Below are 24,724 nucleotides of genomic sequence, written 5' to 3'. Positions count from 1 at the left end.
CGCCTCACCTCGGGGTCGGGTCGGCCGTGAACCGGTCCGCGAGGTGCCCGGCCAGGTCGGAGACGGTCGGATGGTTCCACAGCAGGGTCGCGGGAAGGTCGGTCCGGAAGCGCTTCTCGAGGCTGTGGCGGATCGCCGTGGTCATGATGGAGTCCAGACCCAGCGCGGTCAGCGGGCTGGACGGATCCAGGTCGGCGACGGGGATCCGGACCTCCCGCGACACCAGCCCGGCCACCTCCTCGACCAGGTGCTCGTGGAGTTCGCCGGGGGACATCGCCGCGAACCGGTCGGCGTCGCCGGTGTCCGGCGCCGCCGCCGGGGGAGCGGCGCGGCGCAGTTCGCGCAGGATCGGCCGCACGCGCGCGGGGTCGTCCGGCTCGGTGACCGGGAAGACGCAGACGTGTCCCCTCCCGTGGTGCCGGGACGCCTCGGTCCAAGCCTGGAACGCCTGCTCGGCGGTGATCCTTCCGATGCCGTGCCTCCGCAGTTCGTGGTCGACCACCGCGTTCACCGCCATGCCCATCCCGCTCCACGAGGTCCAGCTCAGGCTGGTGGTGTCGTCGTGACCGGTGGCCCGGCGGCGGGCCGCGAGGTGGTCGAGGAACGCGTTGGCGGCCGCGTATCCGCCCTGACCGGGCAGGCCGAGGTGCTGCCCGATCGACGAGAACAGGACGAGGAAGTCGAGCGAGCCCGGCGGGAAGAGCCGGTCGAGCACCAGCGCCCCCTCGGCCTTGGCGCGGAACACCGCCCGCAGCGATTCCCTGTCCAGGTCGTCCAGCAGGCGGTCGTCCAGCGTTCCGGCGGCGTGGACGACGCCCCGGATGGGCGGCAGGCCCAGCCGGTCGGGGTCGAGGGCGCGCGTGACCGCCCCGGCGTCGGCGATGTCCACCGGCAGGGCCCGGACGGTGACGCCCAGCCCCTCAAGCCGCCGTATCGCGGCGATCCGGTGGCGGAGGCCGGGGTCGGTCTCGCCGTCCCAGCGGCTGCGGGGCGGGAGCGGTGTCCGTCCGAGCAGGAGCAGCCGGCGGGCGCCCAGGGAGGCGAGCCATTCGGCGACCTGGAGGCCCAGCACGCCCATGCCGCCGGTGATGAGGTAGGTCCCGTCCGGCCGGACCGCCAGGGCCTCGCCGTCGCCGCCCGCCGCCTGCGGCGTGAGCCTCGCGGCGCGCACCTGGCCGCCGTCGAGGGCCAGGATGTCGGCGTCGCCCCGGGACTTCAGCTCCGCCAGCAGGGACGTGACGCTCGCGTCCAGGTCGGAGGGGGTGAGGTCGGCGATGCCGCCCCACAGCTCGGGGTGTTCACCCGCGACGATCTGGCCGAGTCCCCACAGCGGCGCCTGCGCCGGTCCCCGGCCGTGCCGGGCGCCCGCGGTGACGCACCACAGCCGGGGGAGACTCCGCCGGCCGGGCCGCGCGAGCGCCTGGACGGCGCGGGTCAGGGTCCAGGCCGCCGTCACGGCCCGGTCGCCGACGTCGTCGCCGTCCGCATGGGGGTCGCCGACCACCAGGACGACGTCGCGTTCGTCCAGGTCGGTCAGGCCGGACTCGGTGTCCCAGTCCGGCGTGTCGTCGTCGCCGGCCGGTGCGGGCGCGCGCACACAGGGGACGCCGTCGGCCCGGGCCTGCGCGGCGATGCGGGCGGCCAGCGGGCCCCCGCCGATCAGCACGAGCCTGCGCGGGTCGTGCTGGGGGGCCTCGCGTTCGGCGGGCAGCCATTCGAGGCCGTGGAGGAGGGTCCGCGAGGTGGTGGCCGGATCGCCCTCCGGCCGGCCGAACCGCAGCCCGCCGGCCGTCCCCAGGACGCGGCCCTCCTCGTCGCTGATCATCGCGTCCAGTTCGTCGTCGCCCTTGCGCTCGAGGAGGACCACGACCCTGGACGGAGGGTCGGCCGCGGCGACGACCCGGTCCGCGGCGGCCAGCAGCCGCAGCGCCGTGTCGTCGCCGAGGACGACCGGGCCGATCGTGGTCGCCGCGTCCCAGATCCTCGGCCAGCGGGGGGTTCCGTCGTCCTCGACCTCCACCTCGGCCAGCAGCCGCCCTTCTCCGGCCGACAGGGCCCGGGTCGTCCAGCGCAGGCCCGCGCCGGCGATTCCCGACGCGCGCAGGCGTGCCATGGGCAGGTCGGCGGGCAGCGGGTCGGTGGAGCGCGCTCGGAGCCCGTCGAGGTCGACGGCGTCCGGAGCGGGTTCGCCCGGCAGCGCCGTGGCGGTGACATGGGTCTGCCAGGGCGCGTCCTGCGCGCTGGCGTCGCGCGAGGCCAGGCGGAGCGCGCCGCCGCGTTCGATGACCTGGACCTCGCGTGGTTCTCCGGCCACCAGCGGGGAGTGGAAGGTGACGGCGCCGAGCCCGGCCCGGCCCGCCGCGGCGAAGAGGGTGTTCAGCAGGATCGCGGCCGGTACGACCTCGACGCCCTGGATCAGGTGCTCGCCGGGGTAGGGACGGGTGGCGTGGTCCAGCCAGGTCCGCCAGTAGCGGGGGAGCGCCGGGTCCGCCGTCGTCACGCTCGTGCTCAGCAGCGAGCTCGAGGCCGGATCCGGCGGCACCGGGGCGCCGTGCGCCGTCCGCGCCGGCCGCCGCCAGTACCGCTGATGCCGCCAGGGCGACCGGGGCAGGGAGCAGGTCCGGCCGTCCGGGGCCGTCCGGGCCGGGTCGACCGCCCCGCCGTGGCAGTGCAGCGCTCCGATCGCGGCCAGGAGCGTGGCCCGCTCGGGCTGGTTGCGCCGCAGGCTGCCGGCCGCGAAGGAGTGCTCCAGGCCGAGATGGTGCAGGGTCTCGTTGACCGAGTGGGTGACGACCGGGTGGGGCGACACCTCCAGGAACAGCCGGTGCCCGTCCTCGGCCGCGGCGGCCACGGCCGTGGCGAGCCGGACCGGGTTGCGGAGGTTGCCCGCCCAGTACGCGCCGTCGCGCACGACCGGGGACCGGGGGTCGTCGAGGGCCGTGGTGTAGAGCGGGACGGCGGGCCGCGCGGGGAGCAGCCCGGCGAGGCCGGCCGCCAGGTCGGGGACCAGCGGGTCCATCTGCGCGGTGTGGAAGGCGACGTCGGAGGAGATCGGGTGCGCCATGACCCCGCGTTCGCGGCAGATCGCGCGGACGGCGGAGATCGCGTCCGGGGTTCCGGCGACGACGGTGGAGTCGGGCGAGGACTCGATGACCGCCTCGGCGGCCAGGCCCTCGACGGTCTCGGCCGCCGCCTCGAAGGACTGCCGCACCATGACCATGGCGCCCGCTCCGGCCACCCGGCGGAGCAGCGTGGACCGCCGGCAGATCAGGCGCGCCCCGTCGGGCAGGCCGAACACCCCGGCCGTCACCGCCGCGGCCACCTCGCCGACCGAGTGGCCGATGACGGCGGCGGGCCGCACCCCGAGCTCGCGCAGGACCGCCGCCAGCCCGACCTGGACGACGAAGATCATCGCCTGGATCTGGTCGACCCCCTCGACCGGGCCGTTCTCCAGCTTCTCCCGCGGAGACCAGCCGATCTCGGCCCGGAAGACCGGGTCGATCTCGTCGACCACGCGGGCGAACTCCGGCCGGGTGCCGAGCAGTTCCCGGCCCATGCCCTCCCACTGCGACCCGTGTCCGGAGAAGACCCAGACCGGCGCGGAGGGCGCGCCCGGCGGCGCGTGCGCGACGAGGACGCCGGGGGCGGGCTGGTCGGCGGCGATCATGCGCAGGCCGTAGCGGAGGCCGGCCGGCCCGTCGGCCACCACGGCCGCGCGGAACGGCTGGTGGGTCCGGCCGTGCCACAGCGTGCGGCCGAGGTCGGCCGGCCGCACGGCGGGATCGTCGTCGAGGTGGTCGGCCAGCAGACCGGCGTACTCGCGGAGCGTCTCCTCGGAGGTCGCCGAGAGGGGGTAGACGGCGGGTGCCCCGGGCTCGGCGGGCCCCTCGGGGACGGCGGGCTCCGGTGGCGGCTCCTCCAGGACGATGTGGCAGACCGTGCCGCCGAAGCCGAAGCTGCTGATCCCGGCGCGGCGGGGGTGGGCGGTCGCGGGCCACGGGCGGTTCCCGGTGACGACCTGCAGGCCCGACCCCTCCCACGGGATGGACGGATTGGGCCGGGTGAAGCCGACCTGGCCCGGGATGGCCCCCTGGCCGATCGCGAGCACCGCCTTCAGGGTCCCGGCGATTCCGGCGGCGGCCTCGAGATGGCCGATGTTCCCCTTGACCGACCCGATCAGGCACGGCTCGCCGCCCGGACGGCCCGCGCCGAAGACGGCGCTGAGCGCGGCGACCTCCACGGGGTCGCCCGCGCGGGTCGCGGTCCCGTGCGCCTCCACGTAGCCGACGGTGTCCGGGGCGATCCCGGCCCTGCGCAGCGCCTGGCGCGCCACCGCCTCCTGCGCCGTCCCGCTGGGCGCCATGATCCCGTTCGTGCGGCCGCCGTGCCTGACCGCGCTTCCCCGGATGACCGCGAGGACGCGGTCGCCGTCCCGCCGGGCGTCGGCCAGCCGCTTCAGGACGAGGACACCGGCGCCCTCGCCGCGCACGTACCCGTCGGCGTCGGCGTCGAACGGCCGGGAGGAGCCGCGCGGGGACAGGGCCTGCGCGGCGTCCAGCGCGATGGTGAGCCCGGGGGCCGCGATCACGTTGACCCCGCCCGCCAGCACCAGGTCGCTCTCACCCCGGCCCAGGCTCTCGCAGCCGAGATGCACCGCGACGAGGGAGGAGGCGCAGGCCGCGTCGACGGTATGGCTGGGGCCGCCGGCGTCCAGGAAGTAGGAGAGCCGGTTGGCGACCGCGCAGCAGGCCGCGCCGATGCCGCTCCAGGCCTCGATGCCGGGCAGGTCCTCCAGCATCTGGCGGCCGTAGTCGTCGGAGCCGACGCCCATGTAGACGGCCGTGCCCCCGCCGGCGGGGCCGCCCAGCGTGTGCGGCGCGATCCCAGCGTGCTCCAGCGCCTCCCAGGCCGTCTCCAGGACCAGGCGCTGCTGGGGGTCGATCAGTTCCGCCTCGCGCGGAGTGATGCCGAAGAACGCCGCGTCGAACTCGCCGGGATCGGCGAGGAAGCCTCCCCGGCTCGTCGCCCCGCGCAGCAGGGCCGCGTTCTCGCCCCCCGCGGCGGCGTACGGGGCCCAGCGGTCGGGCGGGATGTCGGTGATGGCGTCCAGGCCGTCGGTGAGGGCCGTCCAGAACCGCTCCGGTGTGCTGATCCCTCCGGGGAGTCGGCAGGCCATGCCCACGATGGCCACCGGCTCGGCCGTGGCGTCCGCTGTCGTGGTGTCCGTTGTCGCGGTGTCTACCGCCATGGCGCCCCGTCCACGATCTCGATGACGGCCGCGGCCAGGTTGACCCCGGGACCGACCCCGAACATCAGCAGGTGGTCTCCGGGCCGCAGCCCGCCCGTCGACAGCAGGTGGTCGAAGCCGAGGAGGTGGTCGCACGCCGAGTGCCCGACGGCGCGGCCGTACTCCCACGTGGTCCTGTCCCTGGTCAGGCCGAGCGGGCTGAGGTACACCTCGAGGTTGGACCAGGGGCCGTGGAAGGGCGCCACCCTGGTGACCTGCTCCATGCCGATCCCCGCCTCGTCCAGGGCCCGGGTGACGACCTCCTCCGTCGTCCTGATCAGCTTCAGGATGAGGTCGTCGGTGAACCCGCCGCCGCCGATGAAGGCGTCGCTGCGCGCCTGGAAGTCGGTGGGCTGCCCGGTGACCAGGCCGGAGGGGTGGAGCGGCTCCTTGCCGCGATGGAGTTCCTCCAGCTCCGTCACGGTCGAGGACGTGACCGACCGCAACCGCGCGAAGCCGGGGACGGTGCTCAGGACGAGCGCGGTGGCCCCGTCGCCCATGCAGTAGCCCGTCAGCGCGGTCCACCGGTCGAGCAGCGGGGAGTCCAGGTTGTCGGCGGCGACGATCATCGCGGACCGGTCGCCGCCGAGGGCGCCCAGGCGCCCGGCGGCCAGTTCCAGGGCGCCGAAGACGCCGTTGCAGCCCTGCCCGATCGTGGCGGCCAGCATGTCGCCGCCGAGCAGGTGGCGCTGCAGGTACGCGTGGGGGTACCAGCCGTCCGGCCCGGAGTGGTAGACCTCGACGTAGAGCAGGGTGTCGAACGAGTCGGGGGACGCCCCCGACCGTTCGAGCGCCTGGCGGGACGCGTTCAAGGCCATCTCGACCGCCGGCAGGTCGCCGCCGACGGCCGCCCCGGTCATGGTGTCGTCGTCCGCGCTGGGCGCCGGTCGAAGCTCCGGCAGGAAGGTGCCCACGGCGTTGACGAAGATGTCGGGAGTCCGCATCACATCTCCTGAAACCAGCCAGTCCTGATGCTTCTGAGCGTGCTGTATCGGATTCGAGTGGTCGTCTAGGCGCGGTGGAAACCGAATCCCGCCGTCCCGCGCCGGAAGGGCGAGTTCGTGTTCTCCCGTATCGGGGTCGAATGCGCCGTCACGGATGCGCGGGCAGGCGCACGGAGCGTGCCCGGACCCGCTCGATCAGGTCCGCCTGACTCAGGACCGGCTCGCCCTGCAGGCCGCTCTCGGTGCCATGCCGTACGGCGGAGACGAAGGCGTCCACCGCGTTGCCGAACTGGTCGTCGGCGGCGAGCGTGAGCTCCTCCCGGCGGTCCTGGCCCTCGATCCACACCACGGGGCGATGGTCGGCCGGCGGCGTGTAGGCCCAGGTGACGACGATCCGCCCGCGGCTTCCCCAGAGCGCGTAGGCGGAACGGTAGGAGTACCCGATGCCCCAGGCCAGATGGGCGGTAGCGGCGCCGTCCGCGGACGCCAGCAGCGCCGCCCCCGAGAGGTCCACGCCGTGCTCGGCGGAGTCGTGCCGCGCGGCGCCGACGACCTCCAGTTCGGCACCGAGATGGAGCTGGGCGGTGCGCACCGGATAGATGCCGCTCTCCCAGAGGGTTCCGCCGCCTTCTTTCCGGTAGCGGATGTCGTTCTCCGCGGTTTTCGGCGGGTAGGCGAATTCCGCAGTCAGGCTTCGTAGTTCTCCGATGACGCCGTCGGCGACGAGTTCGGCGACCCTCGCGTGCTGGGAGTGCTTGAGGAACATCAGGTTCTCGGCGAGGACGAGTCCGCGTTCGGCCGCGAGCGCGACGAGGCGGGCGCTGTCGCCGTGGGACAGGGTCAGCGGCTTCTCGGCCAGCACGTGCTTGCCGGCCAGCAGCGCGCGCTCGATCCACTCGGCGTGCAGCAGGGCGGGCAGCGGGATGTAGACGGCCTCCACGTCGTCGCGTTCGAGCAGCCGCTCGTACCCCTCGACCGCCGTCCCGCCGAACCGTGCCGTGAAGCCCTCCGCCTTGGCGCGGGTACGGCTGGCGATCGCCACGATCCTTGCCGCCGGCCGGTGGGCCATGGCCGGCAGCGTCTTGCGCTCGGCGACGCTCGCGCAGCCCATGACGCCGAACCGGACCGGCCGTTCTTCCTGCTCGGGCATTACCGGATCCCTTCGTGCGGCTCGCAGTGCGTTGACGATGACGGCGGTCGCTCGAAACCGGATCCAGCGCTCAGCCGCCGCCGGACCGCCCGGGCGCGCCGTCCGGCGACGCGACCGGGAGGACCACCGCCGACGGGTGGCCGGGGTCGTGCAGGACCTCGTGGCGGGTCGGCACCAGCCGGGTCGCCGTCGCCGGGGACTCGCCGGTCCCGGGGTTCCTGGCGTAGCGGGGATGGGCGCCGCCGGAGACGACGAGCCGGATCCGGTGGCCGCGCCGGAAGCGGTGGGCGATGGGCCACAGGTCGAACGCGGCCCTGGTGACGCCGTCGGACGCCGGATCGGGACGGCCCGGGTTCAGCCGGAGCAGCCCGTCGCAGATGTTGACGGACCGGCCCGACGGCTCGACCTCGCACAGCCTCGCGAACACGTCGGCGAACGGCCGGTCGGGGCGCAGGTACAGCTCGGCCCGTGCCACGCCCGCCACCTCCAGGTCCCGGTCGAGCGGGGCGCCGGTGTAGGTGAGCACGTCGGCGCGGGACTCGAGGCTCCGGTTGTCGACGCGGGCCCGCCCCGACTGCCCGACGGGGCCGGCGAGGTTGGGCGTGGGGTGCGCGGGGTCGTAGGTGAAGTGGTCGGGCTCCGAGTGTTCGGGCGGTGCGGGCGCGAACCCGCCGTCCGCGTGCAGGTGCCACCGGTGCGGCTCGGCCGGAGGCGGCCATTCCGGGAGGTCGCGCCATTCGTCCGCCCCGGTGACGAAGATCCTCGCACCGGCCTCGCGCGGGCCGTCCCGGAGGGCCTCCCGGAGCCAGGCGAGCGACGTCCTGACCCCTTCGGCGATGGCGTCGTCGTCGGTGTGCCGCCACGGCCCGATGGTGAGGTGCGGCTCCACGCCCCGCGCGCGCAGCAGGGCGTAGTCGCGAAGCTGCGCCGGGAGCATGAAGTCGTGCCATCCACCGATGAGGCACACGGCCGCGGAGGTGGACCGCACGGCGGCGGTGAGGTCGCGGTCCGCCCAGTAGGGGTCGTCGGCCCCCGGGTGGGCCAGCCAGTCCTGGAAATAGGGGATCGTCCGGCCGCTGGAGCGCCGGTCCAGGTCGTCGAGCGGGAGCCGTCCGGTGATCCGGCGGACCCGGGCGCCGGACCAGGGGTGCCGCGCCCACTGCGCGCGCAGCGCGTTCAGCCGGCCCTCCTGCCGGGTGAACAGGTCGATCCAGCTCACCATGTTCTCGAGCGCGAAGGCCCCGCCGCCGTAGACGGCCGAGTGGAAGTCGGAGGCCGCGACCTGGACGGCCATCGCCGTGTGCTCGGGCTGCGGCCCTGCCGCGATCGCCCACTGGCTGTAGCCGAGGTAGCAGGGCCCGGCCGTGCCGAACGAACCCGGGTACCAGGGCTGTTCGCGAAGCCAGTCGACGGTCGCCTGGCCGTCCGTCCGCTCGGCGGGGCCGAAGGGCGAGAACACCCCGCCGGAGCCGAAGGTGCCCCGGCAGCTCTGGATCACGACCTGGAAGCCCCGTTCGGCGAACAGCCGGCCGTACATCAGGCCCCAGGGGAACCGGCGGCCGTAGGGGGAGCGCACCAGCACCAGGGGAGGGGTGACGGCGTCGCGGGGCGCGTACCTGTCGGCGAGCAGTTCGACGCCGTCCGGCATCGGCACCCGCAGGTCCCTGTCCACCGTCACGTCGTGGGTCTCGGCCGGCGGCAGCCCGAACTCCTTGGCGAACATGCGGCTCATGAGCGTCACGCTGGACCAACCTCCCCGCGGGCCGGACGGCCTCAGTTCTTCGGAGTGCGGTAGATGCGGATCGCGGCCGGGACGAAGACGACGAGCAGCGCCACGCTCCAGAGCAGGGTGGCCGTCACCGGGTGGAGCAGCGGCCAGGCCTGCCCGCGGGTGGGCTGGCCCGGGTTGCCGAAGAGCTGCCGGCAGGCGGCGACCAGGGAGCTGACCGGGTTCCATTCGGCGATGGGCCGCAGCCAGGACGGCATCCGGTCGGCCGGCACGAAGCTGTTCGAGATCATGGTCAGCGGGAAGATCAGCGGCACCATGTTCGCCGCCGTCTCCTCGTCCTTCACCCGCAGCCCCAGGCAGACGCCCAGCCAGCTCACCGCGTAGCGCATGAGGACGATCAGGGCGAACGCCTCCAGCGCCCGCACCGGGCCGTTGTGGATCCGCCACCCGGCGGCGAACCCGCAGGCCATCATGACGACGCTGCTCAGCACCCCGATGATCAGGTCGGCGCCGGTCTGCCCGAACATCACCGCGGACCGGGCCATCGGGATCGCGCGGAACCGGTCCATCACCCCGCGCCCGACATCGGCCGCCACCCGGCCCGCGATGGCCATGACGCCGGTGAACCCGGTCATCACGAACAGCCCGGGCATCAGGTACTCGCGGTAGTTCCCGCCGCCCGGGACCACGATCGAGCTGCCCAGGACGTACCCGAACAGCACCACCATGATCGCCGGGAAGATCAGCAGGGTGATGAGCTGGCCGGGGGAGTGCTTGAGGTGGGTGAGGATCCGCTTGACCAGGATCCAGCCGTCGACGAAGGTCCAGCGCAGCCGGTGGCCGGCGGAGCGCGCCGGGGTCTCGAGAGGGGGCTGGAGAGGGGGTTGGAGAGCGGTCATCACGCGGCGCCCTTTCCACTGGTCATCTGCTCGGACCCCGCCGACGCGCCGCCGGTCACCTTGAGGAACACCTCGTCCAGCGTCGGGCGGCGGATCCCGATGTTCTCGACGGCGACGCCCTCCTGGTCCAGCCGGCGCAGGATCTCGGTCAGCGACGGGGACGTGTCGTTCACGGGAATGCTCACCGTGCGTTTGGGCTCGTCGGTCTCCGGCGCCCCGGCGCCGATGACGGTCAGCACGCCGGTGGCGGCCGCCAGCGACGCGGCGTCGCGGACCACCAGGTCCAGGCGGCTGCCGATGATCTCCTTGAGGCGGTCGGGGGTGCCGGAGGCGATGGCCTTCCCCGCGTCGATCACGACGACATGGTCGGCGAGCTGGTCGGCCTCGTCGAGGTACTGCGTGGTCAGCAGGACCGTCGTGCCTGCGCGGACCAGGTCGCGGACGGTGTCCCAGATCTCGCTGCGGCTCCGCGGGTCCAGTCCGGTGGTGGGCTCGTCGAGGAAGAGCACCGACGGCGCGAAGACCAGGCTGGCGATCAGGTCCAGGCGGCGGCGCATCCCGCCCGAGTAGGTGTCGACGAGCCGGTCCGCCGCGTGCGCCAGGCCGAACCGCTCCAGCACCTCGGCGGCCCGCTTCTCGGCGGCGGACTTGGAGAGGTGGTACAGGCGGCCGAACATCACCATGTTCTCCCGGCCGGTGAGCTTCAGGTCCACCGACGAGTGCTGGCCCGTCAGGCCGATGCGGTGGCGCAGCTCGTCGGCCTGCCGCACGACGTCGAATCCGGCGACCCGGGCGGTGCCGGAATCGGGTCTGGTCAGCGTGGCGAGGATGCGGACCGCGGTCGTCTTGCCGGAGCCGTTGGGGCCCAGCACGCCGAGGACGGTGCCCCGCGGGACCGCGAGGTCGAGCCCGCGCAGCGCCTCGGTCTTGCCGAAGCGCTTGTGGAGGTTCTCGGCGTATACGACCAGATCGGCACCATCGGCGGGCGGCTCCATCTGGGTCTCCTACCGGTCCGAGGGGGAGGCGCGTATGGTGTACGCATAGTGGTGACAGCGTACGCTTGGCGCGTACAGCGCACAAGCCTTCTATCATTACCCCCGAGCGGAACGGGAGGGCGATCGTGGGGGGCCCTGAGCGGCGGTCGGATGCGACCGGGAAGTCGGACGCGTCGAAGAAGCCGGACGCGACCAAGAAGTCGGACGTGCCCAGGAAGACGGACGTGCCCAGGAGACGGCATTCCCTTTGGGAGCGCCTGGAGTCCCAGCAGAGCGGACTCAGCCACGACCGCATCGGCCGGGCGGCCGCGCGGATCGCGGACGCCGACGGGCTGGAGGCGGTCTCCATGCGCCGCATCGGCGAGGAACTGGGCGCGGCCACCATGGCGCTCTACCGGTACGTCGACAGCAAGGACGACGTCCTCGGGCTGATGCTCAACCTGGCCTACGGCGAGATCGAGGTCCCGCCGGAGCTCGAGGGCTGGCGGGCGATCCTGCGCGCCCTCGCCCGGGAACTGCGCGGCATGCACCTGCGGCACGCCTGGGCCGGCCAGGTCCAGGCCATCACGGCCAGCGGTTTCGCGCCCAACGTGCTGGCGGTGAACGAGATCGGCCTGGCGGCGCTGGACGGTCTCGGGCTGCCGCCCGAGGCCATGATGACCGCCCTGGCCACCCTCACCGCCTACGTCGAGGGCATGGTCGCCGAGCAGGTCTCGATGCGCCTCTACCTGCGCCGCCAGGGCTTCGAGTCGGAGGACGACTTCCACCAGGCCTACCCGGACGCCTTCGCGCCCTACGTGCAGTGGATCTTCGGCCAGGCCGACCGGTACCCGACCGTCATCCGCCTGATGACCAGCGGCTACACCGAGGACTACGAGCGCAGCTTCGCCGACGGCCTGGAGAGCGTGCTGGACGGCCTGGCGTCCCGCTACGGGATCTGACCTCGTCGACCGGTCCTTGAGGCCGCTTCGAACGCGGCGGCCGATGCTCGGCTGACCATCCTGGTCTGCCGTCGAGCCCGGGCTCGACGCACGGAAGGAAGCGCCGAGTATGGGTGACAACGCACAGCGCACCGAACAGGCCGCCCGCCGGATCATGCGGATGAACGCGGCCTACTTCCAGTCGAAGGTCCTGCAGAGCGCCGTCGAGCTGGGCGTCTTCGAGATGCTGGCCGCCGGTCCCGCCACGGCGGGCGAGATCTGCGAGGAACTGTCGCTGCACCCGCGCCTCACGGGTGACTTCCTGGACGCGCTCGTCGGCCTGGACCTGCTCGACAGGGCGGACGGCCACTACACGCTGGCCGGGGAGATGGCGGACCTGCTCGTCGCCTCCGGCGGCTTCTACCTGGGCGGCAGCGTCGCCTCGCACGCGCGCAAGCACTTCCGCGCCTGGGGCGAGCTGACGGCGGCCCTCCGCGACGGCGAGGCCAAGTCGGACATCAAGGGCGGTACCGACGGGTTCATGAGGCTGTACCAGAACCCCGAGGCGGTCGCCCGGCTGATGGACCACATGGACACCTTCAACCGGTTCGTCGCGCCGAAGCTGGCCGTCTGCATGGACTGGAGCGGGTACCGCTCGTTCGTGGACATCGGCGGGGCCCGCGGGAACGTCGCGTCCCTGCTGGTCCAGGCCCTGCCGGGGCTCACCGGGCATGTCTTCGACCTGCCCCCGGTCGAGCCGCTCTTCCACGAGCACATGGCCAAGCACGGGACCGCGGACCGGGTCCGCTTCCACGGCGGCGACTTCCTCGTCGACGCCCTGCCCGAGACCGACGTCGCCATCATCGGCCACGTGCTGCACGACTGGCCGCACGAGTACCGGCAGAAGCTCATCGACCGGACCTACGAGGCGATCCGCCCCGGCGGCGCCCTGCTGGTCTACGACCCCATGATCGACAACGACCGCAGGGAGGCCGACGCGCTGCTGCAGAGCCTCAACTGCCGGGTCCTGAGCAGCGGCGGTTCGGAGTACACCGTCGACGAGGCCCGGTCGCTGGTCGAGCACGCCGGCTACCGCTACGACACCGTGGTCGAACTGGCGAACCTCAACAACGACCGGGTCGTCATCGCCCGCAAGGACGCCTGACCGAAAAGCGGAACCGAGCGGAACCGAGCGGAACCGAACGGAGAGGACGGCGTCATGGAACTGGGCCTCGACGACCGGGTCGTCCTGGTGACCGGGGCGACCCGGGGCATCGGCCGGGAGATCGCGCGGGCCTTCGCGGCCGAGGGCGCCCGGGTCGCGATCACCTACCACTCGGGCGAGGAGGACGCCGTCAAGCTGGCCTCGGAGCTGGGCTCGGCCGACGGCACCGCGCTCGCCCTCCGGTACGACCTGGCGGACCCCGCGGGGCACGAGGCGGTCGTCGGCGAGATCGTCCGCCGGTGGGGACGCCTGGACGTCCTGGTCGCCAACGCCGTCCACCGTCCGCCGCGCCGGCCCGCCGGGCAGGCGTTCGAGGACGTCCCCGCCGAGCACTGGGTTCCGGCGGTCACCGAGAACCTGGCGGGCGTCATCGCCACCGTGCAGTGCGCCGTGGCCCAGATGCGCCGCCGGAAGTGGGGGCGGATCGTCCTGCTCTCCTCGCACAACGCCCTCGGCGGCGGCCCGGGGCAGGAGTTCTACGGCGCGGCGAAGGCGGGGCTGCACGGACTCGTCGCCAGCCTCGCCTGGGACACCGGCCGGGACGGCGTCCTGGCGAACGTCGTCTGCCCGGGGCTGACGGCCACCGAGCAGGTGCTCTCCGTGCTGCCCGCCCGGATCCGGGACCAGGAGACCGCCCTCACGCCCACCGGCCGGCTCTCCTCGCCGGCCGAGGTGGCCAACGCGGTGGTCTTCCTCTGCTCGGAGGCCAACGGGAACATCTCGGGCGAGGCCGTCACCGTCTCCGGCGGCCGCTGAGGCTCGGCACGACACCGATCCGGCGACCCCGCACGATCCTGGAGGAAGCCCCCATGCGCGTCCTGTTCGTTTGCTACGGCCCCCGCCCGCACACGTTCCCGATGGTTCCGCTGGCCTGGGCGTTCCAGCTCGCCGGGCACGACGTCCGGATGGCCGGGCCGCCCGCGATCGCCGCCCCGATGTCCGAGTCGGGGATCACGGGCGCGATCGTCGGCGCCGACGCCGACGTCTCGTCCTTCCTCACCGGCGGCAGGTTCCGGCCGCGCGGGCCGGAACCGGGAGTGAGCGCCGAGGAGGCGCTGGCCCGCTTCGTCGACGGCATCGCGCCGATCGCGTTCCTCCGGGCCGAGGCGATGGTCGACGAGCTGGTGGTGTACGCGAGCAACTGGGAACCCGAGCTGGTCGTCTACGATCCGACCACCCTCGCCGGCCCGGTCGCGGCCGAGGTGATCGGTGTGCCGGCGGTCTGCAACCTCTACGGCATGGTCCGGCAGTTCCGGATCGAGATGGAAGGACTGGAGGGGCGAACTCCGCGCGCGGAGTACGTCAACCTCTTCAAGCGGTTCGGGCGCGAGCCGCTCCTCGATCCGGCCGCGTGGATCGACCCCTGCCCCCCGTCGTTGCAGTGGCACCCGTCAGGCCGGGCCCCCAGCGTGTCCCCCGCGACGCCGCGGCTCTCCGTGGGCTACCACCCGTACAACGGTCCGGGCCTGGTCCCCGACTGGCTGAGCGCGCCCGCCCGGCGTCCCCGCGTGCTCGTCAGCTGGGGCACGTCCTCGCTGAACAAGCTCGGCCCCGAGGTGATCGAGCACGCCCTCCAGGTCGTGGAGGCCGCGGGCGCCTTCGACGTCGAGGTCGTCGTGACCGCCGGCGGCGTCCCACCGGAGACCCTGGAGCGGTTCCACGCCGCCGCCCCGCACGTGCGGACGGTGGACTGGCTGCCGTTCCGCGCGATGGCCGAGGCGAGCGCGGTGGTCGTGCACACCGGTGGCACCGGTGTCGCGCTCACCACGGCCGCCTGCGGCACGCCGCAGCTCGGCATCCACAAGATCCCCGAAGGGACCTTCAACTCCGTGAAGGTGGCGGACTCCGGCGCCGGTCTGCATCTGCCCCAGGCGGAGGCGGACGTCGCGACGGTGCGGACCGCGCTGGGCGACCTGCTGGGCGACCCGTCCTACCGGACGGGCGCGGAACGGCTCCGCGCCGAGATCGCGGCGCAGCCCACCCCCGCCCATGTCGTGCGCTCGCTGGAGCGCCTCGTGGCGGGAGCGCCGCTGGACGCGGACGCTCGGGCGAACCGATGAGCGCCGACGAACGGAAGGAGCCGGAAATGGTCGACGTCGTGGTGGCCGGCGGTGGCCCGGTCGGGATGTTCCTCGCCACCGAACTGCGGCTCGCCGGGGTCGAGGTGGTGGTCCTGGAACGCTCGGTGGACCCGAACCCGCACTCCCGCGCGTTCCGCCTCCAGCCGCGCACGCTGGACGTGCTGGACTCCCGGGGGCTGCTCGACCGGTTCCGCGCGGATCATCTCGACTGGCCGAGCGCGCACTTCGCCGGGCTCAGGCCGCTGCTCGACCTGGGCCGCACGGGCGGTGAGCATCCGCACTCCCTGCTGATCCCGCAGGCGCACACCGAGCGGATCCTGGAGGAGCGGGCGGCCGCCCTGGGCGCCGACATCCGGCGCGGTCACGAGCTCGTCGGGCTGCGCCAGGACGACGCCGCCGCGACGGCCCGGGTCCGCCTCGTCGGCGGGGAGCACGCCGGCGGGGAGTACGAGATCTCCGCGCGGTACCTCGTCGGCTGTGACGGAGGGCGCAGCGCGGTGCGGAGGCTGGCCGAGATCGGCTTCCCCGGAACGGGCGGCCGGGTCTCCGCCCTGCTCGGTGACGTCACCCTCGACGATCCCGACAAGCTGCCGTCCGGGATCCCCGGCACGTTGCGGACGCCCGCCGGGCTGCTCATGGCGGTCGCGCTGGAACCGGGGATCACGCGCGTGCTCACCACCGAGTTCGGCCGTGACCTGCCGGACCCGGAGACGCCGATGACCCTGGACGAGCTGCGCGACAGCGTACGGCGGGTCACAGGCGAGGACGTGACGATGCGCGAGCCGCGCTGGCTGTCGCGTTTCGGTGACGCCACCTGCCTGGCCGACCACTACCGCGACCACCGGGTGCTGCTGGCCGGGGACGCCGCGCACGTGCACTTCCCGATCGGCGCGCAGGGCCTCAACCTCGGCCTCCAGGACGCCGTCAACCTCGGCTGGAAACTGGCCGGCGAGGTGCGCGGATGGGCGCCGAGGACGCTCCTCGACAGCTACGACAGGGAGCGGCGCCCGGTGGCGAGGGCGGTGCTCCGGGAGACCCGGGCGCAGCTCGCGCTGATGAACCCGGACGAGTCGATCAACCCGCTGCGCGAGCTGTTCGGCGAGCTGCTGGCGCTGGACGAGGTGAACGCCTACCTGGCGGCGCTGGTCAGCGGCGTCGATGTCCGCTACGTCTTCGAGGACGCCGAGGACGGCTCCCTGGCCGGGGGCTACGCGCCCGCCTGCGCGATCATGTCGGCCGCGGGGGCCACCCGCCCGGCCGAACTGCTCAGGACCGGCCGCGGCGTCGCGCTGCTGCCCGAGGACTCCGCGGACCTGGCGGAGCTGCGGGCCGGGTGGGGCGACCGGGTCGACATGGTCGGCGCGACCGTCAAGGGCCGGGAAGGGGCGGCCGCCCTGCTGCTCCGGCCGGACGGCTACGTGGCATGGTCGGCGGCGTCCGGACTCGCGGACGACGCCGTCGACGGCCTGCGCCGCAGCCTCACGACGTGGTGCGGCGCGCCGTCCGAAGGCCCGCGCTGACACGCGCTGACCGCGGGGGCGTCCGGTCGCGGGCGGAGACGCGACCGGACGCCCCAGCGTTCCGACGCCCCGACCTCCTGACGTTCCGGCGTCCCGATGCCCCGGCGTCCCGACGACTTTTGCGGCGCGTCGGCGCGGTGGGTCACGGCGAGATGGTCGGGGTGGTCGGGACGAGTCCGTCGGGGCTGTTGCTCGCGAGGAACCTGTCCAGGACCGAGACGTGGTACTCGGGGCCGAAGCCCATGCCCGTGACCGCCGGGACCAGCCGGCGGAGCTTGGCGATGCTGACCGGCTGGTCCATCGTGCGCCGCTGGTAGTGCCATTCCGCCGTGGTGCCGAGCCGTCGTTCCAGATGCCGGACGATCCGCTCGATCGGCACCGCGAACCCCGACGCGACGTTGACCCTCGTCCTGGACACGCCGGCGTCGAGCAGCTGCGAGATGATCCCCACGACGTCGGCGACGTCGATGAGGTCCCGGCGGGCGCCGGAGAAGACGCGCACCGACCCGGCGGCGACCTGCGCGGTCAGCGCCGGCAGCAGCTGGTGCGGCGGCTGGTCGGGCCCGACCACGTGGCCGAGCCGCAGGATCAGATGGTCGATGCCCGACGCCGTGAGCACCGACTCCAGGGCGAGCTTGTGCCGGCCGTACGGCGTGGCGGGGAAGACGGGCCCGGCCTCCACGCCCGGTTCTCCGGGGACCGAGTACATCCCGGTCGAGGCGGTGGAGAAGAACAGCAGCCGCTCACCGGACTCGGCGCACCGGTGGACGAGGTCGTACACGAGCGTGGCCTCCCGCGAGAACTCCGCCTCCGAGGTGTGCCCGGCCGCCGACACCCCGGCGGCGGCGACCACCACGCCGGGGTGGTCGCCCTCGATCGATTTCAGGTGGCGGGCGAGGAACCCGTCTCCGACGATCTCCATCAACGGCCCTTCTGAGCGTTGGACACGTCACGGGCGGACATAGCGTCCGTAAGCGAGGTCGCCTTCACCGACCAGGACGTCGATGGGCGAGCCCTCGCCGAAGTACTCGTCGCAGGCGAGCTTCACGCCCGGCAGCTTGACCGCCGCCCGCGGGTTCGTGCCGGGGTCGGCGTAGTCGTCCAGGATGATCGCGCCGGCCGGGGCCAGCCGGGGGACGCACTCGGTCAGCGAGGTCATCGTGGACCCGTACAGGTCGCCGTCGTAGTAGACGAAGGCGAGCGGGTCGGGGAGTTCGGCCGGCAGGGTGTCCTCGAACCAGCCGGGGTGCATCACGGGCGGCTCCCGGTCCCAGCGCGCGAACGTCGCCAGCACCTCCTCCGGGGTGGCCGCCATCACCCCGGTCGGAAGGATGATCGCGTCCTCCTCGGTCGTCTCGGGCAGACCGCGGAAGGAGTCGAAGACGTGGATCGGACGCCGGTCGCCGAGGGTGTCGAGCACCGCGCGCATCCAGAGCGTCATGGCCCCGCGGAAGCAGCCGAGTTCGACCACGGCGCCCGGCACCCGGTCGGCGACCACCCGCCCGAGTTCCGCCCGGACGTGTCCGAGACGGTCGGCGTCGACGGTCTCCCCGTGCACGCGCAGCAACCAGGACTCCAGTTCGGCGAGCGAGTCGTCCCGGTCGCGGGCGGGGGTGGAGGGCGTGTCTGTGGTCATCGGGCGCTCCCGGCCAGTTCTTCGAGGGGGGCGACCATGTCGGCCATCGAGGGTCGTCCCGAGATGTCGTTCCGGACCCGCCGTGCCGCGTCCCGGAGCCCGTCGTCGGTGAGCAGGGCGTCGACGGCCGCGGAGATCTGGTCGCCGGTCGCCTCCAGGCCGGGCAGGCACGTTCCGGCGCCGGTCCGCGAGTACCGGCGGGCCATCTCGGTCCCGTCGTCGGTGAGGCCCAGCGCCAGCTGGGGGATTCCGGCCGCGGCCGCGGTCATGATGGCGCTGACGCTGCCGTGGTGGATGATGGCGGTGCTCGTCGGCATCAGCAGGTTCAGGGGGAAGTCGGCCAGCACGCGGGCCTCGCCGGCGAGTCCGTCGAGGGAGTCCACCCGGTGGCGGGACACGGTGACGACGGGTTCGGCGCCGAGGGCGACCACCCTGTCGATCGCCCGCCGGAGGGCCGGTACCGGGCCGAAGATGCCGGTGGTCCCGCGGTTGACGATGACCGCGATCCTGGGACGCTTCGGTTCCTCCGACAGCCAGGCGGGCACCTCGCCCGGCCCGTTGTACGGCTGGTATCTGACCGGCAGGACGGACCGGCCGCCGTGGTCGATCCCGATCTCGACCGGCGTCGGGTCGAGGGTGTGCCGGATCAGCGAGTGGTCCCGGGCCACGCCGTACTTCGCGAAGGCCTCCGGGCTGCCGAGGCTCACCTCGTTCCCGCCGAACAGGCCCGGCGAGCAGTACACGGAGGGGACGCCGGTGACCTCGGCGGCCAGCACCCCCTCGCCGCACATCGCGTCGTGCACGATCAGGTCGGGCCGCCACAGGCGGGCGTACTCCACCACGGCGTCGTGGCCGCGCAGGGAGAGCCGGGCGAACTCCTGGCGGTACCCGTCGCCCCGCTCTCCGGGCCGGCAGTCGCCGACCCCGGCGATCGGTTCGCCGGTGACCGGATGCAGCAGCGCGGCCGTGCCCGTTCCCCCGGCCGCGTCCCTCCGTTCGGCCGCCTCGAAGCGGGCGAGGCGCTCCAGTCGCATGAAGTCCAGGTCCTCGCCGATCGGCACCGCGGTGAGACCGGCCCGGCTGATCGACTCGGACTGGGATCGCGCGCAGGTCACCCGGACCTCGTGCCCGGCCGCCTGGAAGGCCCAGCCGAGAGGGACCATGCAGAAGTACAGTCCGCGCCAGCTGGTGGTCGTCACCAGGATTCGCATCTCCGTGTCCTCGTTTCCCTCATGTCGTCGCGGCGCGTCAGGAGCCCGGCGGCGGGTCAGGAGCCCGGCGCGGGCCAGGAGCCCGGCGCGGGCCAGGAGCCGGGCGGGCGTCGGGAGTCGGGCGGGCGTCAGGGGACCCGCGGTGCGGCCTCGGCCGGGCGGCCGAACCACGCGCGTGCCAGCCGGGCGGCCTCCGGCCCGTCGGCGACCGCGGTCTCGACCGGTATGGCCGCTGCCGCCGGATCGCCGGCGAGGCGTTCGAGCACCGTGGCGACGGCGTTCGTGACCAGTGCGTCGGTGAGGTCCGGGGGCCCGTCCCCCGCGCCGGTGAGGCAGATGACGCCGCCGTGCCCCTGGCCGGTCATGACCGGAAGCGCGGCGTACGCGGGGGCGACGCAGCCGAGGACCCGGTCCCGGACCGTGTCGAGCACGCCGGTGAGCTCGACCGGACCCCGGGGGGCGGGAGGAGCGTCCCCGGTCCATGCCTGGCGGGTGGCGTTCAGCACCACCAGATCGATCCGCTCGAGCGCGCCGTGGACGCGGAAGCACAGCGACTCCGCCTGCTCGGGATCGACCGGGTCGGCCTTGAACGCGACCGCGAACCCGCCGATCCCCTCGATCTCCCGCACCAGGGACCGAGCCGTCTCGAACGAGGACCGATAGTGCGCGGCGATCGTCGCCCCGCACCGCGCCAGCTCCAGGGCCACGGCCTTCCCGGGGCGCGTGTCGGCGGCCATGACGACCACGACTTTGCCGTCGAACGGATTCGTCTCCACGGAACCTGACGCTAGGCCGGGGTGTTCGAGGACCGGTGGAGGAACGGGCCGCCCGTCTCCAACGGCCCTCAAGGCCGTTTCCAGCCGCTGGAGACAAAGTGGCCACCACCCATGTCACGTACGTCCGGGGAGGCCACATGCGCGTGCTGTTCACCGTCTCGTCCTGGCGCGGTCACTACTTCTGCATGGTCCCGCTCGGCTGGGCGCTCCAGGCGGCGGGGCACGACGTGCGGTTCGCCTGCCCTCCGGACCAGACCGCGTCGATCGACGGGGCCGGACTGGTGGCGGTCCCGGTCCTGGACAGCGTCGACTGGCTGGTCATGGCCCGGCTCAGCAACTATCTGGAGATCGTGCGCGGCAACCGGGAGGGGCTTCCGCTGCATCCGTACACCGGCAGGCGGGTGCGGCGGCTGGACGAGTTCGACCCGTTGCCGGAGGCGCTGGCGTTCCGGGAGCGCACCCAGGAGGCGATCCGGCGCAGCTACGACGCGGCGGTGGACTACGCCCGCCGGTGGCGCCCCGACCTCGTGATCCACGACCTGACCGCGCCCGAGGGCATGCTGGCCGCCGAGGTCACCGGCGTTCCGTCCGTCTACCACCCGCCCGGCCTGTTCGGCACGGCCGAGACCGAGCCGGGCGTGGACCTGGGGGACGGGGACAAGACCGGGTCGTTCCGGCGCTACGGGCAGGAGCACTACCGGACCGGCCGGATCAGGTACGCGGTCGACCCGTCGCCCGACAGCGCCGTCCCGCCGATGGGGTCCACGCTGCGCCTCGGCATGCGCTACCTGCCCTACAACGGGCCGGCCGTGCAGCCCGACTGGCTCCGGGAACCGCGCTCCCGTGATCGCGTGTGCATCGTCTGGGGCAGCTCGGCCGCGTTCGAGGCGGAGGCCGAACCGACCCTGAACGCCGCGGTCGAGGCGGCGCTCGCCAACGGCGCCGAGGTGGTGCTGACCACCAGTGAGGCACAGCGCAAGGAGCTCACCGGCCTGCCCTCCGAGGTCCGGGTGCTGGTCGGCTTCCCGCTCAACCTGCTGCTCGAGGCCAGCGACATGGTGATCCACCACGGCAGCGTCAACACGCTGATGACGGCCGCCGCCGCCGGCGTGCCGCAGCTGCCGACGCCCTTCACCGACGAGCAGGCCACGGTCAGCGGGCGGATCGCGCGCACCGGCGCCGCCCTCCCGATCAGGGCGGTGAAGGCCGACGCCGAGCGGATCGCGGCGGGGGTGGAGACCCTGCTGAAGGGCGACGCCCATCGCGAGGCCGCGCTGCGCCTGCGGGAGGTCATCGCGGCGCAGCCGAGCCCGCTGGACATGGTCGCCCCGCTCGAGCGGCTCGTGCGGGAAGGCGTCCTCACCGCCGCGGACGTCCCGTCCGCCGCAGCCCGCGCGGGGCGATGACGCGACCGCCCGCCAGGGCGGCCGACCGGCGGCGCCGACCACCCCCGGCGCCGCCGGTCACAGCAGGGAATGCAGGCAGGCGAGCAGGCAGCGCGCCTCGACGTTCAGGTAGTGGCCGTGGCGGACGAGCTCGTTCAGCTCGCGCACGGTCGCCCAGGCGTGGCCGTCCGGCAGTTCCTCGGGGAAGTCGCCGCCGATCTCGGCGATCACGTAGCGGTTCTCGGCGTGGTAGAACCGCCCTCCCTCCTCCGAGTGGATCGCGTCGAACCGGATCCGGGGGTCGGGCCCGGACGGTATCTGGCCCAGCAGGCCCGGCGCCAGCCGCCCGCCCACGCCCTCGTAGTTCTCGGGGACGCACTGGACGCTGGGCGCGAGCTCGACCACGTCCAGCGTGCCGGCCTCCGTGCGGGCCTGCACGAGCACCTCGAGCACCCCGTCCACACGCCGCGTCAGCAGGCCCAGGACGCCGCGCCTGGCCGGCGCCAGCAACGGCTGGGACCAGCTCGGCACCTCGCGGTCGCTGGCCTCCACGTCCACCCCGATGACCGAGAAGTACTTCCCGCTCTCGTGCGAGATCCGGTCGGCCTCCCGCCGCCAGCCGCCGATCGAGTCCAGCGGGACCAGCCGCCGGTCGAGCGCCCGGCGTGACTTCACCCCGGTGAACCAGCTCAGCAGCCCCGTGTGGTGACGCGGCTGGTCGGCGAGCGAGCGGGCCAGCGCGCCACGGAAGTCGTCGGGCGCCGACGCGGCCGCCGGCGGAGCGGCGACCGGGATGACCGACATGACGCTGCGGGCGTCCATGTGTACCAGGTTGTCCTTCGCCAGCAGCGCGTTGAGCTGGCCCAGCGTGAGCCAGCAGAAGCCGTCCCGGACCGGGACGTCGCCGGTCGCCTCGACGACCATGTTCCGGTTCCGCTTGTGCAGGAACGAGGCGCCCTGCTCGGACTGGAGGGTGTGGACCATCACCCGCGCCGCGTCCTCGCCGTCGAAGTACTCCAGGTAGGGGATGGCGTTCCCCCGGTGCACCCGGGTGTAGTTGCTGCGGGTCGCCTGGACCGTCGGGGAGAGCTGCAGCGCGTTGACGTTCCCGGGCTCCGTCTTCGCCTGCATCAGGCAGTGCAGGACGCCGCCGAACTCCTTGACCAGGATGCCGAGGATCCCGACCTCCGGCTGGACGATGATGGGCTGGGCCCATTCCCGGGTCTCCCGGTGCGCGGTGGACACCTCCAGGCCCTGGACGCTGAAGAAGCGGCCGCTGAGGTGCTCCAGATTCCCGGTCGCGGGGTCGGTGCGCCAGCCGTGAAGCCGGTCGATCGGGGCCCGTCTCACCTGGTAGCGGTTCCGGCGGCCGCGGTCGGTGAACCACTCGTGGAACTGGTCGGTCGGCACCATCGCCTCGTCCACGGCCGCGGCGGACCTGGCCAGCCGCCGGACGTCGTCGGCCGGGCCGTGCACCGTGACTCTCGTGTGCGCAGGAAAGGGCATTGAAGGCGTCCCTCCAGATCGTGGGGCCTGTCCCGACCACCAAGGTGACGCCGGTCGTTCGAGGCCCCGTCGAAAGGCCGATCCGCCGGGCTGCGCGCCGGGTCCTCCAGCGCCTCTTGAACTGTCGTCGAAGGCTCCTGTCCAAGGTGGGCACAGACTCGGATGAGGGAGCCAAACCAGCCATGCATCGTCGTGTCGTCATCACCGGAATGGGGGTCGTGGCCCCTGGAGACCCGGGTACCAAGGCATTCTGGGAGCGGGTGGTGGAGGGCCGTACAGCGACCAGGACGGTCAGCCATTTCGACCCGGCCCGGTTCCGGTCGCAGATCGCGGCGGAGTGCGATTTCGATCCGGTGCGCGAGGGCCTGCTTCCCCGGGAGATCCGGAGGATGGACCGTTCCGCGCAGTTCGCCGTCGTGTGCACCGCGGAGGCGCTCGCCGACAGCGGGCTCGCGGTCGAGGACGTGCCGCCCGGCCGGATCGGGGTGAGCGTCGGCACCGCCGTCGGGTGCACGATCCAGCTGGACGAGGAGTACCGGGTGCTCAGCGACGGCGGACACCGGTGGCTGGTCGACCACTCCTACGCGGTGCCGCACATGTACGACTTCCTGGTGCCCAGCTCGCTGGCGGCGGAGGTGGCCTGGAAGGCCGGGGCCGAGGGCCCGGCCCGGGTGATCTCGGCCGGCTGCACCTCGGGGATCGACGCGGTCGGGCACGCGTGCGAGCTGATCCGGGAGGGATCCGCCGACGTCATGATCGCCGGAGCCGCGGAGGCCCCCATCTCGCCCATCACCTTCGCCTGCTTCGACGCGATCAAGGCGACCTCGAACCGGAACGACGACCCGGAGCACGCGCTGCGCCCCTTCGACAGCGCCCGCAACGGCTTCGTCCTCGGCGAGGGCGGCGCGATCCTCGTCCTGGAGGAGCTGGAACACGCGGTCCGGCGGCGGGCGCACTGCTACGCGGAGATCGTCGGCTTCGCCTCGCGCAGCAACGCGTTCCACATGACCGGGCTGCGTCCGGACGGCCGGGAGATGGCCGAGGCGATCACGAGCGCGCTGAACCAGGCGCGGCTGCCCCCGGGCGCCGTCGACTATGTCAACGCGCACGGCACCGCCACCCGGCAGAACGACCGGCACGAGACCGCGGCGGTCAAGCACGCGCTGGGCGCGCACGCCTACCGGACGGCGATGAGCTCGATCAAGGCGGTGGTGGGGCACTCGCTGGGCGGCATCGGCGCGATCGAGATCGCCGCGACCGCGCTCGCGATCGAGCACCGGGTCGTCCCGCCGACGGCCAACCTCACCGATCCCGACCCCGAACTCGACCTGGACTACGTCCCGCTGGAGGCGCGGTCCAAGCAGGTGGACGTCGCGCTGACCGTCGGCAGCGGCTTCGGCGGATTCCAGAGCGCCATGGTGCTCGCCCGTCCGCCCGAGACGGCGGCGGCATGAGGAGCG

The 24,724-nt window shown here is 73.5% G+C and carries 18 protein-coding genes; 7 read left to right on the top strand and 11 right to left on the bottom strand.

Annotation, left to right across the window (positions count from 1 at the left end):
• Positions 1–4: 4 nt before the first annotated feature.
• The 6 genes from EBO15_RS17265 to EBO15_RS17240 all read right to left on the bottom strand — a co-directional run bounded on the left by EBO15_RS17265 (position 5) and on the right by EBO15_RS17240 (position 11,004).
• A complete protein-coding gene (locus EBO15_RS17265; protein WP_122195418.1) occupies positions 5–5,248 on the bottom strand; it encodes a type I polyketide synthase in 5,244 nt (1,747 codons plus the stop codon).
• Positions 5,239–6,231 (bottom strand): ketoacyl-ACP synthase III family protein, encoded by a 993-nt coding sequence (locus tag EBO15_RS17260; protein ID WP_122195417.1) that lies wholly within the window; start codon positions 6,229–6,231, stop codon positions 5,239–5,241. Before EBO15_RS17260 ends, EBO15_RS17265 begins: the two co-directional genes overlap by 10 nt.
• 148 nt (positions 6,232–6,379) lie before the next feature.
• Positions 6,380–7,381, bottom strand: a complete 1,002-nt coding sequence (locus tag EBO15_RS17255) for a Gfo/Idh/MocA family protein (RefSeq protein WP_122195416.1) — start codon at positions 7,379–7,381, stop codon at positions 6,380–6,382.
• 70 nt (positions 7,382–7,451) lie between these two features.
• Positions 7,452–9,113: a CocE/NonD family hydrolase gene (locus tag EBO15_RS17250; RefSeq protein WP_122195434.1), complete on the bottom strand. Its 1,662-nt coding sequence runs from the start codon at positions 9,111–9,113 to the stop codon at positions 7,452–7,454.
• Between the two features lie 41 nt (positions 9,114–9,154).
• Positions 9,155–10,009 (bottom strand): ABC transporter permease, encoded by an 855-nt coding sequence (locus EBO15_RS17245; protein WP_122195415.1) that lies wholly within the window; start codon positions 10,007–10,009, stop codon positions 9,155–9,157.
• Positions 10,009–11,004, bottom strand: a complete 996-nt coding sequence (locus EBO15_RS17240; protein WP_122195414.1) for an ATP-binding cassette domain-containing protein — start codon at positions 11,002–11,004, stop codon at positions 10,009–10,011. Before EBO15_RS17240 ends, EBO15_RS17245 begins: the two co-directional genes overlap by 1 nt.
• Positions 11,005–11,210: 206 nt before the next feature.
• Here EBO15_RS17240 and EBO15_RS17235 point away from each other — a divergent pair, with 206 nt between their 5' ends.
• From EBO15_RS17235 to EBO15_RS17215, 5 genes are all read left to right on the top strand, one after another.
• A complete protein-coding gene (locus EBO15_RS17235) occupies positions 11,211–11,945 on the top strand; it encodes a TetR/AcrR family transcriptional regulator (protein WP_147481529.1) in 735 nt (244 codons plus the stop codon).
• A 109-nt stretch (positions 11,946–12,054) separates the two neighbouring features.
• Positions 12,055–13,089 (top strand): methyltransferase, encoded by a 1,035-nt coding sequence (locus EBO15_RS17230; RefSeq protein ID WP_122195412.1) that lies wholly within the window; start codon positions 12,055–12,057, stop codon positions 13,087–13,089.
• Between the two features lie 54 nt (positions 13,090–13,143).
• Complete coding sequence (locus EBO15_RS17225; protein ID WP_122195411.1) at positions 13,144–13,905, top strand: SDR family NAD(P)-dependent oxidoreductase; 762 nt, start codon at positions 13,144–13,146, stop codon at positions 13,903–13,905.
• A gap of 53 nt (positions 13,906–13,958) precedes the next feature.
• Positions 13,959–15,209, top strand: coding sequence for a nucleotide disphospho-sugar-binding domain-containing protein (locus EBO15_RS17220; protein WP_122195410.1), 1,251 nt, complete (start codon positions 13,959–13,961; stop codon positions 15,207–15,209).
• A 26-nt stretch (positions 15,210–15,235) separates the two neighbouring features.
• Positions 15,236–16,750: an FAD-dependent monooxygenase gene (locus EBO15_RS17215; RefSeq protein WP_122195409.1), complete on the top strand. Its 1,515-nt coding sequence runs from the start codon at positions 15,236–15,238 to the stop codon at positions 16,748–16,750.
• Between the two features lie 142 nt (positions 16,751–16,892).
• Here the strand turns inward: EBO15_RS17215 and EBO15_RS17210 are convergent, their stop codons facing one another.
• From EBO15_RS17210 to EBO15_RS17195, 4 genes are all read right to left on the bottom strand, one after another.
• On the bottom strand, positions 16,893–17,672 hold the full coding sequence (locus tag EBO15_RS17210; RefSeq protein ID WP_122195408.1) for an NAD-dependent epimerase/dehydratase family protein: 780 nt from the start codon (positions 17,670–17,672) through the stop codon (positions 16,893–16,895).
• Positions 17,673–17,699: 27 nt separating this feature from the next.
• Entirely contained in the window at positions 17,700–18,386 is a 687-nt protein-coding gene (locus EBO15_RS17205; protein ID WP_122195407.1) for a TylF/MycF/NovP-related O-methyltransferase, read from the bottom strand.
• Entirely contained in the window at positions 18,383–19,597 is a 1,215-nt protein-coding gene (locus EBO15_RS17200; RefSeq protein WP_147481528.1) for a glycosyltransferase, read from the bottom strand. The genes EBO15_RS17205 and EBO15_RS17200 overlap by 4 nt, the downstream gene beginning before the upstream one ends.
• A 128-nt stretch (positions 19,598–19,725) precedes the next feature.
• Positions 19,726–20,373 (bottom strand): SDR family NAD(P)-dependent oxidoreductase, encoded by a 648-nt coding sequence (locus EBO15_RS17195; protein WP_122195405.1) that lies wholly within the window; start codon positions 20,371–20,373, stop codon positions 19,726–19,728.
• 98 nt (positions 20,374–20,471) lie between these two features.
• Between EBO15_RS17195 and EBO15_RS17190 the strand changes: the two genes are divergently transcribed.
• Positions 20,472–21,779 carry a nucleotide disphospho-sugar-binding domain-containing protein gene (locus EBO15_RS17190; protein ID WP_122195404.1) on the top strand — a complete coding sequence of 436 codons (1,308 nt, stop codon included), beginning with the start codon at positions 20,472–20,474 and terminating at the stop codon, positions 21,777–21,779.
• Positions 21,780–21,836: 57 nt separating this feature from the next.
• On the opposite strand, the gene EBO15_RS17185 is transcribed toward EBO15_RS17190, so the two are convergent.
• Entirely contained in the window at positions 21,837–23,264 is a 1,428-nt protein-coding gene (locus EBO15_RS17185) for an NDP-hexose 2,3-dehydratase family protein (RefSeq protein WP_122195403.1), read from the bottom strand.
• Between the two features lie 182 nt (positions 23,265–23,446).
• Here EBO15_RS17185 and EBO15_RS17180 point away from each other — a divergent pair, with 182 nt between their 5' ends.
• Complete coding sequence (locus EBO15_RS17180; RefSeq protein ID WP_122195402.1) at positions 23,447–24,718, top strand: beta-ketoacyl-[acyl-carrier-protein] synthase family protein; 1,272 nt, start codon at positions 23,447–23,449, stop codon at positions 24,716–24,718.
• Positions 24,719–24,724: the final 6 nt, after the last annotated feature.

Origin of the sequence: Actinomadura harenae, assembly GCF_003696215.1 — a bacterium.
GTDB classification, from domain to species: domain Bacteria; phylum Actinomycetota; class Actinomycetes; order Streptosporangiales; family Streptosporangiaceae; genus Spirillospora; species Spirillospora harenae.
This window is presented reverse-complemented; position numbering and strand designations above follow the sequence as displayed.